Annotated in this window: 15 protein-coding genes; 3 read left to right on the forward strand and 12 right to left on the reverse strand. The window is 71.4% G+C overall.

Translation table 11 applies throughout. From position 1 onward, the window contains the following. From D8M29_RS03295 to D8M29_RS03340, 10 genes are all read right to left on the reverse strand, one after another. A partial coding sequence (locus D8M29_RS03295) for a S26 family signal peptidase (RefSeq protein WP_148111512.1) occupies positions 1-252 on the reverse strand: 252 nt, incomplete at its 3' end. Positions 253-288: 36 nt separating this feature from the next. Next, positions 289-642: a 50S ribosomal protein L19 gene (gene rplS / locus D8M29_RS03300; protein ID WP_036340124.1), complete on the reverse strand. Its 354-nt coding sequence runs from the start codon at positions 640-642 to the stop codon at positions 289-291. A 248-nt stretch (positions 643-890) separates the two neighbouring features. Further along, a complete protein-coding gene (gene trmD / locus D8M29_RS03305) occupies positions 891-1637 on the reverse strand; it encodes a tRNA (guanosine(37)-N1)-methyltransferase TrmD (RefSeq protein WP_101965523.1) in 747 nt (248 codons plus the stop codon). A 3-nt stretch (positions 1638-1640) separates the two neighbouring features. Then, entirely contained in the window at positions 1641-2228 is a 588-nt protein-coding gene (gene rimM / locus D8M29_RS03310; RefSeq protein WP_101965524.1) for a ribosome maturation factor RimM, read from the reverse strand. Between the two features lie 104 nt (positions 2229-2332). Continuing rightward, complete coding sequence (locus D8M29_RS03315; RefSeq protein ID WP_029248213.1) at positions 2333-2572, reverse strand: RNA-binding protein; 240 nt, start codon at positions 2570-2572, stop codon at positions 2333-2335. 2 nt (positions 2573-2574) lie between these two features. Beyond that, complete coding sequence (gene rpsP, locus D8M29_RS03320; protein ID WP_049146048.1) at positions 2575-2997, reverse strand: 30S ribosomal protein S16; 423 nt, start codon at positions 2995-2997, stop codon at positions 2575-2577. A 200-nt stretch (positions 2998-3197) separates the two neighbouring features. After that, positions 3198-4784, reverse strand: a complete 1587-nt coding sequence (gene ffh, locus D8M29_RS03325) for a signal recognition particle protein (protein ID WP_020628323.1) — start codon at positions 4782-4784, stop codon at positions 3198-3200. Positions 4785-4907: 123 nt separating this feature from the next. Continuing rightward, entirely contained in the window at positions 4908-6170 is a 1263-nt protein-coding gene (locus tag D8M29_RS03330; RefSeq protein WP_127435078.1) for an ammonium transporter, read from the reverse strand. Between the two features lie 196 nt (positions 6171-6366). Beyond that, a complete protein-coding gene (ftsY, locus tag D8M29_RS03335) occupies positions 6367-7575 on the reverse strand; it encodes a signal recognition particle-docking protein FtsY (RefSeq protein WP_174233294.1) in 1209 nt (402 codons plus the stop codon). 47 nt (positions 7576-7622) lie between these two features. After that, on the reverse strand, positions 7623-9428 hold the full coding sequence (locus tag D8M29_RS03340; protein WP_161972202.1) for an alginate lyase family protein: 1806 nt from the start codon (positions 9426-9428) through the stop codon (positions 7623-7625). Positions 9429-9649: 221 nt separating this feature from the next. On the opposite strand from D8M29_RS03340, the gene D8M29_RS03345 reads away from it, so the two are divergent. Next, the gene (locus D8M29_RS03345; RefSeq protein ID WP_255420487.1) at positions 9650-10963 is read left to right on the forward strand and encodes an MFS transporter; all 1314 of its coding nucleotides are present in this window, start codon (positions 9650-9652) and stop codon (positions 10961-10963) included. Positions 10964-11024: 61 nt separating this feature from the next. On the opposite strand, the gene D8M29_RS03350 is transcribed toward D8M29_RS03345, so the two are convergent. Next, positions 11025-12830, reverse strand: coding sequence for a hypothetical protein (locus D8M29_RS03350; RefSeq protein ID WP_127435074.1), 1806 nt, complete (start codon positions 12828-12830; stop codon positions 11025-11027). After that, positions 12827-13981, reverse strand: coding sequence for a non-hydrolyzing UDP-N-acetylglucosamine 2-epimerase (gene wecB / locus D8M29_RS03355; protein WP_127435073.1), 1155 nt, complete (start codon positions 13979-13981; stop codon positions 12827-12829). Before wecB ends, D8M29_RS03350 begins: the two co-directional genes overlap by 4 nt. A gap of 220 nt (positions 13982-14201) precedes the next feature. Between wecB and D8M29_RS03360 the strand changes: the two genes are divergently transcribed. Together D8M29_RS03360 and D8M29_RS03365 are read left to right on the forward strand one after the other, a co-directional pair. Next, positions 14202-15095: an ABC transporter permease gene (locus D8M29_RS03360; protein ID WP_127435072.1), complete on the forward strand. Its 894-nt coding sequence runs from the start codon at positions 14202-14204 to the stop codon at positions 15093-15095. Continuing rightward, positions 15092-15973 (forward strand): ABC transporter ATP-binding protein, encoded by an 882-nt coding sequence (locus D8M29_RS03365; protein WP_052006967.1) that lies wholly within the window; start codon positions 15092-15094, stop codon positions 15971-15973. Before D8M29_RS03360 ends, D8M29_RS03365 begins: the two co-directional genes overlap by 4 nt. The last annotated feature ends 322 nt before the right edge of the window (positions 15974-16295 follow it).

The following is a 16295-nucleotide window of genomic DNA, read 5'->3' on the forward strand; positions in this document are numbered from 1 at the left end:
GGCCTCCACCCGCACGCGGTCGCCGGGCTGCAGGGTCGGCTCCATCGACCCGGAGGGGATGAGGTAGACGGGGCCGGTGAGGGCGCGCAGCACCGCGGCCACCACGACGGCGGCCACCACGGTCAGGCCGAGCCACGCCCACCAGCGGCTCGTGCCGGAGGCGGGGGCCGCCGTCGGGCCCGAGGAGGAGCCGGCCCCGGACGCGACGGAGCCCCGTGACCGGCGGGGGTCACGGGGCTCCGAGGTGCGCATGGGTCGATCACCGGTCGGCGGGGCCGACCGGGATGATCACTTGGCGTCGACGCGCTTCTCGCGGATGCGGGCGGCCTTGCCGTGGCGGTCGCGCATGTAGTACAGCTTCGCGCGGCGCACGTCGCCCTTGGTGACGACCTCGATCTTGTCGATGACCGGGGAGTGCACCGGGAACACGCGCTCCACGCCGACACCGAAGGACACCTTGCGGACGCGGAAGGTCTCGCGCACGCCGTAGCCCTGACGGCCCATGACGTAGCCCTGGAACACCTGGACGCGGGCAGTCTTGCCCTCGATGATGTTCACGTGCACCTTGACGGTGTCGCCGGGGGCGAACTCCGGGATGTCGTCGCGCAGCGTCTTCTTGTCGAACGAGTCGAGAATGTGCATGTCGTCTCTCCTGGCGGATGCCACAGGTCAACCGCGTGGTAGGCGGGCGCACGGCCCGTCCACGTCCGCATGACGAGGGGGCCGGGTCCCGAGCCGAGGGCCGGGCTCCGCACGTGGGGTGCGGTCCCGGGGTCCGATCCGTTGACGCGCGCCCCCTGTGGCAGGTCGGGCGTCCGGCGGACACGAGGACCCATTATGCCACAGCCGACGACGTCGCGACGCCCCTCCAGCCCGTCGGGCGTGGCGGGTCAGTCCTCGGAGTCGTACGCCGCCCACAGGTCCGGACGTCGCTCGCGCGTGCGCTCCTCCTGCTGGGCCCGACGCCAGGCCGCGACCTTGCCGTGGTCGCCCGAGAGCAGCACGGGCGGCACCGCACGGCCCCGCCAGTCCGCGGGCTTGGTGTAGACCGGGTACTCCAGCAGGCCGTCCTCGTGGGACTCCTCGACGAGCGAGGCCGGGTTGCCCACGACGCCCGGCACGAGGCGGCCGACGGCCTCGATCATCGCCAGCGCCGCGACCTCGCCGCCGTTGAGCACGTAGTCGCCCAGCGAGACCAGCCGCACCTCGAAGAGCTCCTCGGCCCAGCCGAAGACGCGCTCGTCGATGCCCTCGTAGCGGCCGCACGCGATCGCCACGTGCTCCCGGCCCGCCAGTTCGCGGGCGAGCCGCTGGGTGAAGCGCTCCCCCGAGGGCGTCGGCACGAGCAGCACGGGGCGGTCCCCCGGCCCCGCCGACGCCGGATCGGCGGGGGCCGGCGCCACAGACCCCTGGGCCGCCACGTGCTCGAGCGCGAGTGCCCACGGCTCGGGTTTCATCACCATCCCGGCGCCGCCACCGTAGGGCGTGTCGTCCACGGTGCGGTGCCGGTCGACGGTGAAGTCGCGCAGGTCGTGGACGTGCACGTCCACGAGGCCCTCGCGGCGGGCACGGCCCAGCAGCGAGACGTCGAGGACCGCGAGGTACTCGGGGAAGATCGTGACGACGTCGAAGCGCACTGCTCAGTCCTCCGCATCCGCATCGGCGGGCCCGTCTGCGGCGTCCTCGTCCTCGCCGGTGGCGAGCTCGAGCAGCCCCGGCGGCGGGGTCAGCACGAGCACGCCGGCCTCGGGGTCGATCTCCGGGACGATCTCCTCGACGAAGGGCACCAGGGCCTCCTCCTCGACGCCGTCCAACGCGACGTGCAGCAGGTCCTGGACCGCCCCGGTGGTCAGGGCCGTGACGACGCCGACGCGGTCGCCCTCGACCCGCACCTCGAGGTCCACGAGGTCCTCCTCGTACCACTCGTCGGACTCCTCGGGCGCGGCGGGAACGGCGAACAGCTGGGCGCCGCGCAGGGTCTCGGCGACGTTGCGGTCCAGCGACTCGGCGAAGCCGACCACGAGGATCTGCTTGTTCCACCGGGCCCGGGTGACGGTGAGCTCCGCCGGCAGGCCCGGGGCGCCGTCGCGCACCACGAGTCGCTCGCCGGGGGCGAAGCGGGCGTCCGGGTCGTCGGTGAAGACCTGCACGGTCACCTCGCCGCGGATGCCGTGCGGCTTGCCGATGCGGGCGACGCGGACGAGGTCGTCCTGGGCTGCGGGACTCATGGGCTCTCCTGGGTGGGACGGTCGGTGGCGGGAGGGGGCGGGGCCGCAGACGACGACGGCCCGCCGGCCCGGTGAGGGGCGGGCGGGCCGTGCGTCACGGGCCGTCAGGAGCGGCGGTCGGTCTCCACCACGTCCACGCGGACGGGGTGGCCGGCCAGGCCGTCCAGCACGGTGCGCAGCGCGGTGGCGGTGCGACCCTGGCGGCCGATCACGCGACCCAGGTCCTCGGGGGCCACGCGGACCTCCAGCATGTCGCCGCGCCGCTGGGAGCGGGCGTCCACGCGGACCGCCTCGGGCGTGTCCACGATGCCGCGCACCAGGTGCTCGAGGGCCTCGGTCAGCATGGTCACTCGGACTTCTCGGCGTCCTCGGCCGGCGCCTCAGCGGCCTCCTCGGACTCGGCCGGGGCCTCCTCCTGCTTCGGCTCCTCCGGCAGGATGACCGAGCCCTTCTCGGGGGCCACGAAGGCCTCCTTCTCGGACTTGGACTTCAGGGTGCCCTCGGCGCCCGACTCGCCCTTGAACTTCTGCCAGTCACCGGTGACCTTCAGCAGCGCGGCGACCTGCTCGGTCGGCTGGGCGCCGACGGAGAGCCAGTACTGGGCGCGCTCCGAGTCGATCTCGATGAACGAGGGCTCCTCGGTGGGGTGGTACTTGCCGATCTCCTCGATGGCACGGCCATCGCGGCGGGTGCGCGAGTCCATGACGACGACGCGGTAGAACGGGGCGCGGATCTTGCCGAACCGCTTCAGACGAATCTTGACAGCCACGAGTGTGGTTCTCCTTCAGTGGATCTGGGGGGCCGGGGCACGACGCCGCGTGGGGGCAGCGGGCGTCGACGACCTGGCACACGGAACGGAGCGCAGCGGAGGATAGAGGGTCGTCCGGGCTCACGCTCAGTACCGTGCCATTCTGCCAGATCGGGCGGGCCGGTGCACACCCGGCGCGCCGCGACCGAGCAGCGGGCGGCTCAGCGGTCCTTGAGGTACTTCTCGAAGCCCGCCGGCAGGTTGAGGGTGGACGGGTCGAAGCCCTCCATGCCCGCGCCGTCGCGGCCGAACACCGCCCCGGCCTGCGCCTGGGCGGCGCGGGCGCGCCGCTCCTCGATCGCCTTGCGCTCGGCCGCGGCCTTGGCCGGGTTGCCGGACTTCACGCGATCGCGCTTCGCGTTCTTGCCCTTGCCCTTCGTCTTGCGGGAGGCGCCGCCCGGCATCCCGGGCATGCCCGGGATGCCACCGCCGGCGGCCATGCGCTTCATCATCTTCTGCGCCTCGGCGAAGCGCTCGAGCAGGCCGTTGACCTCGGACACGCTCACGCCCGAGCCGCGGGCGATGCGGGCACGGCGCGAGCCGTTGATGATCTTGGGGGCCACGCGCTCGTGCGGGGTCATCGAGTGGATGATCGCCTCGACGCGGCCGATCGACGACTCGTCGAACTGCTCGAGCTGCTGCCGCATGCCCTGGGCGCCCGGCATCATCATGAGCATCTTCTTCAGCGAGCCCATCTTCTTGAGCTGCTGCATCTGGGCGAGGAAGTCGTCGAGGGTGAAGTCCTCCTGGTCCGCGAACTTGCGGGCCATCTTCTCGGCCTCGCTGCGGTCCCAGTTCTGCTCGGCCTGCTCGATCAGGGAGAGCACGTCGCCCATGTCGAGGATGCGCGAGGCCATGCGGTCCGGGTGGAAGACCTCGAAGTCCTTCAGGCCCTCACCCGTGGAGGCGAACATGATCGGCTTGCCGGTCACGTGGCGGACGGACAGCGCGGCGCCGCCGCGCGCGTCGCCGTCGAGCTTGGTGAGCACGACGCCGGTGAAGCCGACGCCCTCGTTGAACGCCTGGGCCGTGGCGACGGCGTCCTGGCCGATCATCGCGTCGATGACGAAGAGCACCTCGTCCGGGTCCACGGCGGCGCGGATGTCCGCGGCCTGCTGCATGAGCTCGGCGTCCACACCGAGGCGGCCCGCGGTGTCGATGATGACCACGTCGTGGTACTTCGTGTTGGCCTCGGCGACGCCGTCGCGGGCCACCTGAACCGGGTCGCCGGTGGCGGCCTCGAACTCGGAGGAGACGCCGGGGTGCGGCGCGTAGACCGGGACGCCGGCGCGCTCGCCGCCGACCTGCAGCTGCTTCACGGCGTTCGGGCGCTGGAGGTCGCAGGCCACGAGCAGCGGGGTGTGGCCCTGGGACTTGAGCAGGTGGGCGAGCTTGCCGGCGAGGGTCGTCTTGCCGGCGCCCTGCAGGCCCACGAGCATGATGACGGTGGTGCCCGTCTTGGCGTGCTGGATGCGCCGGGTCTCGCCGCCGAGGATGCCCACGAGCTCCTCGTTGACGATCTTCACGACCTGCTGGCCCGGGTTCAGGGCCTGGGCCACCTCGGCTCCGAGGGCGCGCTCCTTGATCTGCGCGATGAACTGGCGGACCACGGGCACGGCGACGTCGGCATCCAGGAGGGCGCGGCGGATCTCGCGTGCGGTGGCGTCGATGTCCGCCTCGCTCAGCCGCCCCTTGCCCTTGAGGCTGCGGAAGGTGGCTGTGAGGCGGTCGGACAGGGAGTTGAACACGGCGGGTGTGATCCTTCGAAGCGGGGTCGACTGATCCGGACGCGGTCGGTCGCGGGCGCCGCGGCATCCACCGCGGCGCCCGCCAAGCCTAGCAACCGACCGGGCTCACCCGTCCGCGGCGGCTCACCGCGCCTCCGCGGGGACGGGCACCCCGCCGAAGCCGACATCGTAGGCCGACTCGTCGTGCAGGGTCAGATCGACGCCCCGCTCCTCGTCCTCCTTGCTCACCCGCAGGCCCATGGTCCCGCGCAGGACCAGGGCGATGACCGTGGTCACCACGGCGGTGAAGACCACGGCGACGAGCACGGCCACCGTCTGGGCCACCAGGAGACCGGCGTCTCCGCCGTAGAACAGGCCCGCCCGGCCCTCGTCCGGCAGGGCGAAGAAGCCGATCAGCACGGTGCCCAGGATGCCGGAGGTGAGGTGCACGCCGACGACGTCGAGCGAATCGTCGAAGCCGAGGCGGTACTTGAGGTTGACCGCGAGCGCGCTGGCCGCGCCGGAGACCAGGCCGATCACCACGGCCCCCAGGGGGCTCACATAGGCGCACGCGGGCGTGATGGCGACCAGTCCCGAGACGATCCCGGACGCGGTGCCGATCGAGGTCGGCCGGCCGCGGCGCAGCCACTCCACGAACACCCAGCCGAGCATGCCGGCGGCGCCGGCGGCGAGGGTGTCCACCCAGATCAGTCCGAGCTCGTCGACGCCGCCCGCCGCGCCCCCGTTGAACCCGAACCAGCCGAACCAGAGCAGGGCCGCGCCGAGCATGGTGAACGGGACGTTGTGCGGCCGGTGGCCGGGGTCCACGCCGAAGCCGTGGCGCTTGCCCAGCAGCAGCGCGAGCACGAGGGCGGCCACGCCGGCGCTGATGTGCACCACGAGCCCGCCGGCGAAGTCGAGGGCCTCCCCCAGGCGGGCGCCGATGGCGCCGTCCGCGGAGAGGAGCCCGCCGCCCCACACCATGTAGGCCAGCGGCGCGTAGACGACGGTGGTCCAGACGGGCACGAAGACGCACCACGTGACGAACTTGAAGCGGTCGGCCACCGCGCCGGAGATGAGGGCGACCGCGATGATCGCGAAGGTGGCGCCGTAGGCCGCGGCGACGAGCCCGCCCTCGGCCATCGTGCCGGTCAACCCGAGGTCACCGGCGGGGTTCCCCACCACCCCGGCCCACCCGTCGCCGCCGGTCATCCCGTGGACCCACAGGACCCAGACGACTCCGACGAGGCCCATCGAGACGAAGGACATCATGATCATGTTGAGCGAGGACTTCGCGCGGGTCATGCCGCCGTAGAAGATGGCCAGTCCGGGTGTCATGAGCAGGACCATCGCCGCGCTCGTCACCATCCACACTGTCCCTGCGTCCAGGACGTTCGACTCCTCCATGGGGGTCTCCTTCGGTCCGGGCCGCGAGCCGGGGGGCGCACGCCCGTCCCGCGGCGTCGCTGCCCGGCCCCGATCGGGGCCGATGCAAGGAAGATACCGGAGGAGTGGGCCGCACCACACGTTGATGACGTCTCCGTGACAGAACAGGGCCCCTCCCGACGACGTCGGGAGGGGCCCTGGACCGGGGTGCGGGACGTCAGTCGGCCAGCAGCGCGTCCACGAAGCCCTCGGCGGTGAACGGTGCGAGGTCGTCGGGGCCCTCGCCGAGGCCGATCAGCTTGACGGGCACGCCGAGCTGGCGCTGGATGGCGATCACGATGCCGCCCTTGGCGGTGCCGTCCAGCTTGGTCAGCACGATGCCGGTGACGTCCACGACCTCGGCGAACACCTTCGCCTGGGTCAAGCCGTTCTGGCCGGTGGTGGCGTCGAGGACGAGCAGGACCTCGTCCACCTCGGCCTGCTTCTCGATGACGCGCTTGATCTTGCCGAGCTCGTCCATGAGGTTGGCCTTGTTCTGCAGACGGCCCGCGGTGTCCACGAGCACGACGTCGACGCCCTCGGCGATGCCGCGTTCCACGGCCTCGAAGGCGACGGACGCCGGGTCGGCGCCCTCCTTCTCGGAGCGGACGGTCTCGACGCCCACGCGGGCACCCCACGTGGCGAGCTGCTCGGCGGCGGCGGCGCGGAAGGTGTCCGCGGCGCCGAGCACGACGGTGCGGTCCTCCGCCACGAGCACGCGGGCGAGCTTGCCCACGGTGGTGGTCTTGCCGACGCCGTTGACGCCCACGACCATGGTCACGGCGGGGCGGTCGCCCTTGCGGGTCGCGGCGAGACGGCGGTCCATCGAGGGGTCCACCATCGCCACGAGCTCCTCGCGCAGCAGGGTGCGCACCTGCTCGGGGTCACGCGTGCCCTCGACCGTGACACGGGCCTTGAGGCGGTCGACGAGCTCCAGGGTGGGCTCGGTGCCGAGGTCCGCCATCAGCAGCGTCTCCTCGATCTCGTCCCACACGTCGTCGTCGATGCGGTCCTGGGACAGCAGCGCCAGCAGGCCCTTGCCGAAGACGTTGTTGGACTTGAGCAGGCGGGCCCGCAGGCGGGCCAGGCGCGAGCCGGCGGCCTCGGGCCGCTCGTACTCGGGCTTCGCCGGGGCGGTCTCCACCTCCTCGACGACGGCGGTCTCCGGCTCGGCGACGACGGGCGGCGCCTCGTCGACCTCGGGGCGCTCCAGGACGGCGGTGGACCCCGACGGGGCCGCGTGCCGCGGGCTCGGGCGCGGGTCGTCTGCGTCCCGCACCCCCTGGTACGAGCCCTTCGGCGGGGCGGGGCGCCGGTCCAGCAGGCCGACGAGCACGCCGCCCAGCAGCAGGGCGGTCACGACTGAGACTATGAGCACGATTTCCACGGGCCCAGTCTGTCACACGGGCCGTCGCCCGCCCCGGGCCGCACGGTTCACGTCAGGCGGGAGAGCGTGCCGTCCTGCTGCACCGCGACTCGGGCGTGCCCATCCTCGCTCCGGACCGTGAGGATGACGGAGCCGTCGGGGGCGCTCTCACTGTCCACCCTCACGGCGTCGCCCGCGGCGGCCGGGACGAGCACACTCACGATCGCGGACTCGGCTCCGGTCGAACGGAACGCGACCTGCGTCGCCTCCTCCCGTTCCTGCTCTGCGGGGTAGTGCCATCCGTGGTGGGCGTGGCCGCCCTCGACGTCGGTCTCGCCCCGTCGGAGGTGGACACCGCCACGCGACACCGGCTCACCGTCCAGGCGCACCTGCACCAGGGTCGTCGATTCGCCGGAGCCTGCGTCCACCGCCCGGACGGTGTCCTCGGAGACCCTCTCTGCCGAGAACTCCGCCGGAAGATTCCACAGCGTCTCGACCACATGGTCCGTCCGGCCGTCGAGGATGCGAGTGCGATCCACGATGACGGCGGCGTCCGGGTCGGTGAGCACGAGGACAGAACGGGCCCGCTCCCCGCCGACGTCCAGATTCTGGCGCGCCGTCGCACCGTCGGCAGAGCCATCCGACGACACCCACACATCACCCCGCTCGGCAGGACCCGCGCCCGGGTACTCGTCGAGCGTCGGAATGTGGATCACGTTGTGCGCGGTCGGTCCCAGACCCCACGGTCGCCAGCTGTCCTCGACGATGCCGGGATGTCCCCCGTCTTCGACGATCTGGCGACCGCGCGCCGTGTACAGGAACTGCATCAGATCACCGCGGTGGGACTTCGTCTCCCGCCCCGTGCCCGTGCGCAGCATCCATGCGGCGGCGTCCGCGAAACCGCCTCCGGGAGTTCCCCAGGATGACCGGCCGAATACGGGACCGGAGTCAAAAGCACGGACACGGTCGGCAGGCGCGACGCCCTCCGCCCCGTTGGTGGCCGCGTAGCGCAGCTCATCGCTCATGCCGTCGAATGGCCTGACAGGGAACTCTGCACTGTCCCCGTATTGCCAGTATGAGCCCGTCGAATCAACCATATGAGGAAGGGCTTGACCCATTTTTTCCACCCCATCCTCGAAGGCGCCGGATTCGACCCCGCATCGGGCTGCCGTCTCATCAATGGCTTGGAAGAGCACATAGTTGAATTGCGCGTAATGCGGTGCCGCTTCGTTACTGAGGCCCTGGTCGTCCACCTGGAAGGGGATATCTCCTTCGGCGCGCTCCATGGCGTGCTCCATCCAGTCCGGTCGGCCCAGAACGCACCCGGCGCCCAGAAGAGCCAGATTCTCCATCGACCCGTGATTGTGCCGCTTCGAGTAGCGCGCCATGTTCTGCGCTGCGTGCTGGCCGATCAGGTCATCCAGCCAGGCGTACTGCTCCGGCAGACTGCCGTCCTCGGCGAGTTCAGCAGAACGTGCTGCGCGGTCGGCGACCACTTCCCGGAAGCAGAGGAGGACGCCCATGCGATGATGGTTGGCTTCCGCATCATCATGGTCGCCGCCCCATCCGCCCTCGTGGTCAGCCCGCCAATCGCGTATGACGCGCTCCGCGACACCGAAGGCCTCCTCGTCGCCTTCCCGGCCGGCTTCGATACTGGGCCCGATCCACCTGAGGGAAGACAGCCACAGACGCCAGCCTTCGTCTTGGTAAGGATCTCTATCCCAGTCGATGTCACCCGATCCGTCACCCACCGCGACGGGATCGAACTGGCGCCACCCGTAGACGTCCCGCGCATTGGTCTCCACCGTGTTGAATCTCTGGAGCTGCCCATAGGCTCGACACGGAGAGAGGCTTGCGCGCTCGACGGCGGTCATGGGGTGGCCAGCTGTCTGGGGAGGATCCCCGGACTCGCCGCCGGGCGCCGCGGCAGGGTGAGGTGCACAGCCCGCCAACCCGACAGCAGCGGCCAGCAGGCCGGCGCAGACGCGGAACATCCGGCGACGACGGCCGGAGGAAGACCGGTGGTCCATCTCACCAGTGTCCCACGAGGCGTGGCGGACGTCGCCCCGGGCCGCCCACCCGGCGCCGTGCGAGGATGGCGGTCATGCCGTCGTCGTCCGCCCGCTCCTCGCGGGTCCCTCTGCCCCGTGAGATCAAGGTCCTCGTCGCCGCCGCGTTCATCATCGCGATCGGCTTCGGCATCATCGCCCCGCTGCTGCCGCAGTACGCGGCGACGTTCGACGCGTCCGCCGTCGGGGTGGCCGCCGTCGTGTCCGTGTTCGGGCTGACCCGCCTCCTGTTCGCCCCGGTCTCCGGCAAGCTGACGAACCGGCTCGGCGAGACGCCCGTGTACATGACGGGCGTGCTGATCGTGGCCGCGTCCATGTTCCTGGTCGCCTTCGCGCAGACCTTCCCGCAGCTGCTCCTCTTCCGGGCGCTCGGCGGCGTCGGCTCCACCCTCTTCACCGTGTCCGCGATGGCGTTCCTGGCCCGCAAGTCCCCGCCCACGATGCGCGGCCGGATCTCGGGCGCCTACGCGTCCGCGTTCCTGATCGGCAACATCGTGGGTCCGATCGTGGGCTCCGCCCTGTCCGTGTTCGGGTACCGGGCCCCGTTCCTCATCTACGGCAGCTCCCTGGTGGTGGCGGCGGCCCTCGTCTTCTTCCTGCTCAAGGACACCCGGCTCGCGGACCGCGCCGTCCGCGACGTCCGCCCCGCCATGCCGATCCGGGAGGCCCTGGCCAACCCGTCCTACCGGGCCGCGCTGGTCTCCTTCTTCGCCAACGGCTGGGCGACGTTCGGGGTGCGGAACTCGGTGATGCCCCTGTTCGCGGCCACCGCCTTCGCCGGCACGGCGCTGCTGGGCTGGGAGGTGGACGGCGCGCTCATGGCGGGCCTGGCCCTGTCCGTGTTCGCGCTCGGCAACGTCACCGCCGTGACGTTCAGCTCGCGGCTGTCCGACCGGCATGGACGCCGTCCGCTGATCCTCGCGGGCCTGCTCGTCATGGCCGTCACCACCGGGGTGATCGGCTGGATGAGCTCGCCCGCGCTCTTCCTGCTCGCGTGCCTGCTGGCCGGCGCCGGCACGGGCACCCTCAACGCCCCGCAGCAGGCGGCCATCGGCGACGTCGTCGGCCAGGGGCGGCGCTCCGGCGCTGTGATGTCCACCGCCCAGATGTCCGCCGACCTGGGCGCCATCTCCGGTCCGCTGCTGGCCGGGCTCGTGGTGGACACCGCCGGCTACGGATGGGCGTTCGCGCTCACCGGCGGCGTCATCCTGCTCGGCGCGCTCGCGTGGTGGCGTGCTCCGGAGACCAATCTGCCGATCGTGCCCGGTGGGCCCCGCACCGGGTCCCTGCCGCTGGTCCGCCCGGAGGACGCCCGGGTGACCCCGCGCGAGGACGGGTGAGGTCGGGGCACGCACGAGGCCGCCGTCCGCGCGGGGACGGCGGCCTCGTGGCGTCGACGGGTCAGGCCGGCATCCAGTCCCAGCCATACCAGAGGTCAGCCACAGCCACACGCCACACGTTCTTGGCATAGCGCCGCCGATCCATGCCGTCCGGCAGGGAGACGGATCCCGAAAGGGCCGTGGCAGCCACTGCGAAGAGCAATGGTTCCGGCAGGTGGTCCTGCAGGACCTCCTGGTTCGGGCTCTCTGCAAGGATCCGGCTGAGCTCCACCAGAGTGCGGGATGAGTACTCACCAATTCGTGCCGGTCCGGTCCGTGGGGCCGGCTCGCGATCCGGCAGCGGAGCGGTCCGCTCGGCGTAGAAGGGTCCCGACCATGCGGGATCCGGGCCCTTCTGCTCGAAGCCCCAGGAATTGTTGCCCAGCGGCACGGCCATCACCTCAGGCCAGATCCGCGCCAGAGCACCGAAGAGAGCTCGGTGGGACACCTTTTCCCCCATGGTCAGCGCGTCAGCCACGGCTGTCACCTCGGCGTCACCGAGCGGGTAAGCGATCGTCGCGTCCCGGCCGTAGTGGGCGATGTGGGCGTGCAGGTACGCTCCTGAGCGGAACTGCCGGGCGTAGAGATACAACTTCTCTGCCCGGTCCTGGGCCGGCACCTCGTGGAACCAGCGCGTCAACGCCTCCTCGAGAGGTCGTCTGCGCGACTCCACCAGCAGGTCGGGGTTGGACCGCGCGCGCACCCGGCGCAGGGCATCGGCCGTGGTGTAGCGAAGCCTCTGGGCCATGCCGCCCTTGAGGAGCGGCCACTGCCCCAACATGATGCCCTCCCCCGGGGTGCGCGGGTTCGATCCCACATAGCGAGTGGTGTGGGCCTCTGACAGTGGCTGGCCACCCGCCTGGAACAGGGTGGTCAGGATCCGCTCCCGTTCGCCGGCCGCGTCAACGGGGGTGGGCTGGGTGACCGTCAGGGGCATCCCCAAACGGTCCGTCATCATGCGAGCGACGAGCGGATCCGGCTCGTGCTCCTCGCCGAAGGTGACGGCATGAACCTCCATGTCTCTGCCCTTGAGCAGCGCCAACAGGGTGCGAGAGTCCTTGCCCCCGGACAGTCGCAGCTGCACCGGCCGACCGTCGAGTACGGCCTCCACCCGATCCATCGCCCCCAGCATCGCTTCGGCCGCCGCCTCGGCGCCCTCCTCCGGAGTATGGTCCTCGGTCAGCGTCGATCGGAGCCCCGGCGGGACGTCACCCAGCCGGGCCCGGCCTTGGACGATCTCCAACGACCGATCGACGGGCAGGCGGCTCACCCCCTCGAACGGACTGACCTCCTCGAGGCTGTACCCGGAATAGAGGTAGTGGGCGAGGTATCGCTCGTCGCGCCGCACCCCCGCCCGGCGGCCACCGGCCAGCGCCAGGGCCGGCAGCAACGGCCGGTTGGAGACGTACACGTGCTCCGAGTCCTGCGCCCAGTAGAGACCGTCGAAAGCGGGCACGGTGGCCCACGCGGTCACCCGGTCCACGTGGCGTTCCACCATCACGGCCGCGTACTGACCCCATACCGGGCGGTCGTACCCGAGACGGGAGCCCACCCGGCGGACATTCCGGATCAGCTCATCCCACACGGGATGGCCGCCGGTGACGGCCCACCGGTCCGCCTCGGCAGCGGCAAGCGCGGGGCCACCAGTGCGCTGGAACACGAGGGCGACGGTCGTGACGGAGGGCTCCACGATCACAGGCTCCTGGTCGTAGACCGGGCCCACGAACGGTGCGTAACCGTCAGCGACCGCGCGCAGGCGGCTCCGGGTGAGGTCGAGGGTGAGACCCCGGCGGGGCCGACGCGGGACGGCGAGGAGGAACTCGGTCACGCCGGATCCCCCCCGTCGAAGGCCGGCAGCCGCTCGCCCACGCCGAGCAGCTCGGCGATCGCCGAGACCGTGCGCTCCGCCGCGCGGCCGTCGCCGTAGGGGTTCACGGCCTGGGACATCGCGGTGTACGCGGCCTCATCCGTCAGCAGGCGGGTGACCTCGGTGACCACGACCTCCTCGTCGGTGCCGATCAGACGCACGGTGCCGGCGGTCACGGCCTCGGGACGCTCGGTGTTCTCGCGCATCACGAGGACGGGCTTGCCCAGGGACGGGGCCTCCTCCTGGACGCCGCCGGAGTCCGTCAGCACGACGGTGGCCACGGACAGCAGGTGGGTGAATTCGCCGTAGGCCAGGGGCTCGGTCACGAGCACGTTCTCGCGGCCCTCGATCTCCGGCAGGATCGCCTCGCGCACCACCGGGTTGCGATGCGCCGGCAGCACGAAGGTGACCTCCGGGTGGTCCGCGGCCAGGCGGGCCAGGGCGCGCCCGACGCCGCGCATCGCGTCGCCCTGGTTCTCGCGCCGGTGGGTCGTCACCAGGACGACGCGACGGCCGGACGCCTCCAGCTCGGCCAGACGCTCGTCCTCGAACGGCACCTGGTGGCTGACGGCCTCCAGCAGCGCGTCGATCACGGTGTTGCCCGTGACGTAGACGTCCTCCGCGGCCACGGCCTCACGCAGCAGGTTGTCCCGGCTCACGGTGGTCGGGGGCAGGTGCAGCGCCGCGATCTGGCTGGTGATCTTGCGGTTGGCCTCCTCCGGGAACGGGGAGAGGATGTCGAAGCTGCGCAGGCCCGCCTCGGCGTGGACCACGGGGATGCCGCGGTTGAAGGCGGCGACGGCGCCCGCCGTCGAGGTCGTGGTGTCGCCCTGGACGACGACGGCGTCCGGTCGCTCCTGCTCGAGGACGGCGTCGAGCCCGTCGAGGGTGCGGGCGAACACGCCGTTGAGGGTCTGGCGGGGCTGGATGATGTTCAGGTCGTGGTCCGGGACGATGCCGAACAGCTCGTTGACCTGGTCCAGCATCTCGCGGTGCTGCCCCGTGACGGTCACCACGCACTCGAACCGCTCGTCGGCCTGCAGCGCCTTGACGATGGGGGCCACCTTGATGGCCTCCGGGCGGGTTCCGTAGATGGGCATGACCTTGGGCACGGGCTCTCCTGGATTCTCGGCATCCTGGTCCGCGTCCGAACCGGGGCGCGGCTCCGGCCGGGCGTCGACCCCGGCTCCTCTTCACTTTACGCAGAGCGCAGGCGCACAGCCCACTCGCTCCGAACCCGCCGCCCCCGCCCGGTCGGCTTGCTAGACTCCCGGGGCGCGACCAACCCGGCCGCCGATGTTCCCCTGACCCATGGAGAGAGGGTGGATCCGCATGGTCGACTCCATCGAGGCCGAGCAGCGCGGAGCACATGCCGCGGCGACCCTGCACGTGGACGGCTCCGATCTGGGGCGCGTGGGCGCTCGGCCGCGACTGGGACGCTACATCGCCTCGCTGTGGAGCTACCGCTCCTTCATCGTGTTCGACTCGCGCTCGCGCATCGCCGGCGCCGCGTCTACCAACGCCCTTGGCCGCATCTGGATGATCCTGAACCCCATCCTGGACGGCGCCGCCTACTTCCTGGTCTTCGGGGTCCTGCTGCAGACCGGCCGGGGCATCGAGAACTTCATCGCATACCTGATCGTCGGCGTGTTCCTCTTCCGGTACACGTCCCAGGCGATCGCCAACGGATCACGGTCCATCTCCTCGAACCTGTCCATCGTGCGGGCATTCCGCTTCCCCCGAGCCACGCTGCCGATCGCTTCCAACCTGCGCGAGCTGCTGCTCTTCCTGCCGACCCTGGCCGTGATGATCGTCCTCATCCTGGTCATCCCCCCGTTCGAGCACATCACCTGGCGGTGGCTGCTGCTCGTGCCGTTGCTCGCTCTGCAGACCCTGTTCAATCTGGGGCTCTCCCTGCTGCTGGCCCGCGTCGTGGCCCGGTGGGCTGACGTGGCCAACCTGATCACCTTCGGCACCCGCATCTGGCTGTACCTCTCCGCCGTGTTCTTCAGTGTGCAGCGGTTCGAACACGTGCCGGCGCTGGTGACCGCCATGCACCTGAACCCGATGTACTGCGTGCTGGACATCGCCCGCCAGTCGCTGCTCTACGGCGCCAATGCCGACCCGATGCGGTGGATCGTCCTGCTCGCCTGGACCGCCCTCCTCCTGGTGGTGGGCACGGTGGTGTTCTGGGACGCCGAGGAGTCCTATGGAGACGAACGATGACCGGGCATCCTGACGACGTGGGCACTATCGAGGTGGCGGATCCCGCCGTGGTGGTGGACGAGGCATCCATGACCTACACCGTCCGCTCGGCCGACGCCGTCCAGGGTCGTCGACGCACCGGCAGCGGTGTGAAGACCACGGTGGTGGAGGCGCTCAAGCCGTTGTCCTTCGCCGTGGAGCGAGGCGAGTCAGTCGGCGTGATCGGCACGAACGGCTCCGGCAAGTCCACGCTGATGAAGCTGGTCACCGGTCAGCTGCAGCCCACCACCGGCCGGGTGTACGCCACGAGCACGCCCGTGATGCTCGGCGTCAACGCCGCCCTGGTGCGGCAGGTGTCCGGGGAGGACAACATCATGCTCGGCTGCCTCGCCATGGGCATGAGCCGGCGACAGGCCCGGGAGAAGCGAGACGCCGTCGCCGCCCTCTCCGGACTGGACGACAAGGCCCTCCAGATGCCCTTGAAGGCTTATTCCTCGGGCATGGCCTCCCGTCTCCAGTTCGCCATCGCCACGTCCGTGGACCCCGACATCCTGGTGATCGATGAGGCCCTGAACACGGGTGATGCGCAGTTCCGGGCTCGCACGCGTGCCCGGCTCGACGAGCTGCGGCAGCAGGCCGGCTGTGTGTTCCTGGTGAGCCACTCCCTCAGCACGATCCAAGAGATGTGCTCACGGGCCATCTGGCTCGAGCGGGGCGTGCTCACGATGGACGGAGACCCCGGCAGGGTCGCCAGGACCTACAAGCGGTACACGCGTCGGATGTCCGACGGCCGCGAGGACGAGGGCCGCGAGCTGCTCGCCGAGAAACAGGCAGAATTGGTGCGGTGCCGGGTCGCCTGGGCCGGTGGCACTGCTCCGACGGGCACGACGCAGCTGTGACCCCGTTCGGCCGCGCGGTGACCCGTCTCGGGCCTGGCGCCCGCCGCTGGTGGGCCCGGGCCGACGTCCTCGGTCGCCGCGCAGCGCAGCGCGCCGGGGCCGCGGGTCGGCACGTGGCGCGCTGGGGACGCGGCGCCGTCGGGGGCCTCACCCTTCCGGCCCCGCGCATCCCACACCAGCGCCACCTCGGCCCCGGCCTCAGACCCACGGGTACCGCCGGGCTTACCGAGCCGCTGGACACGCGCGGTGGGGGCGGGGAGCGCGGGGGCCGTGGCCCCCTCCGCCGGGGCGCCGCCCGCTGCGAGGCAGCCGTCCCCCCTGC

The organism is Micrococcus sp. HSID17227 (genome assembly GCF_003989405.1).
Lineage (GTDB): Bacteria > Actinomycetota > Actinomycetes > Actinomycetales > Micrococcaceae > Micrococcus > Micrococcus luteus.

Excerpts from the sequence above, each read along its gene's own strand:
- rplS (WP_036340124.1), bottom strand. The coding sequence starts at position 642 with ATGCACATTCTCGACTCGTTCGACAAGAAGACGCTGCGCGACGACATC.
- rimM (WP_101965524.1), bottom strand. The coding sequence starts at position 2,228 with ATGAGTCCCGCAGCCCAGGACGACCTCGTCCGCGTCGCCCGCATCGGC.
- D8M29_RS03315 (WP_029248213.1), bottom strand. The coding sequence starts at position 2,572 with ATGCTGACCGAGGCCCTCGAGCACCTGGTGCGCGGCATCGTGGACACG.
- D8M29_RS03330 (WP_127435078.1), bottom strand. The coding sequence starts at position 6,170 with ATGGAGGAGTCGAACGTCCTGGACGCAGGGACAGTGTGGATGGTGACG.
- D8M29_RS03340 (WP_161972202.1), bottom strand. The coding sequence starts at position 9,428 with ATGACCGCCGTCGAGCGCGCAAGCCTCTCTCCGTGTCGAGCCTATGGG.
- D8M29_RS03345 (WP_255420487.1), top strand. The coding sequence starts at position 9,650 with ATGGCGGTCATGCCGTCGTCGTCCGCCCGCTCCTCGCGGGTCCCTCTG.
- D8M29_RS03360 (WP_127435072.1), top strand. The coding sequence starts at position 14,202 with ATGGTCGACTCCATCGAGGCCGAGCAGCGCGGAGCACATGCCGCGGCG.
- D8M29_RS03365 (WP_052006967.1), top strand. The coding sequence starts at position 15,092 with ATGACCGGGCATCCTGACGACGTGGGCACTATCGAGGTGGCGGATCCC.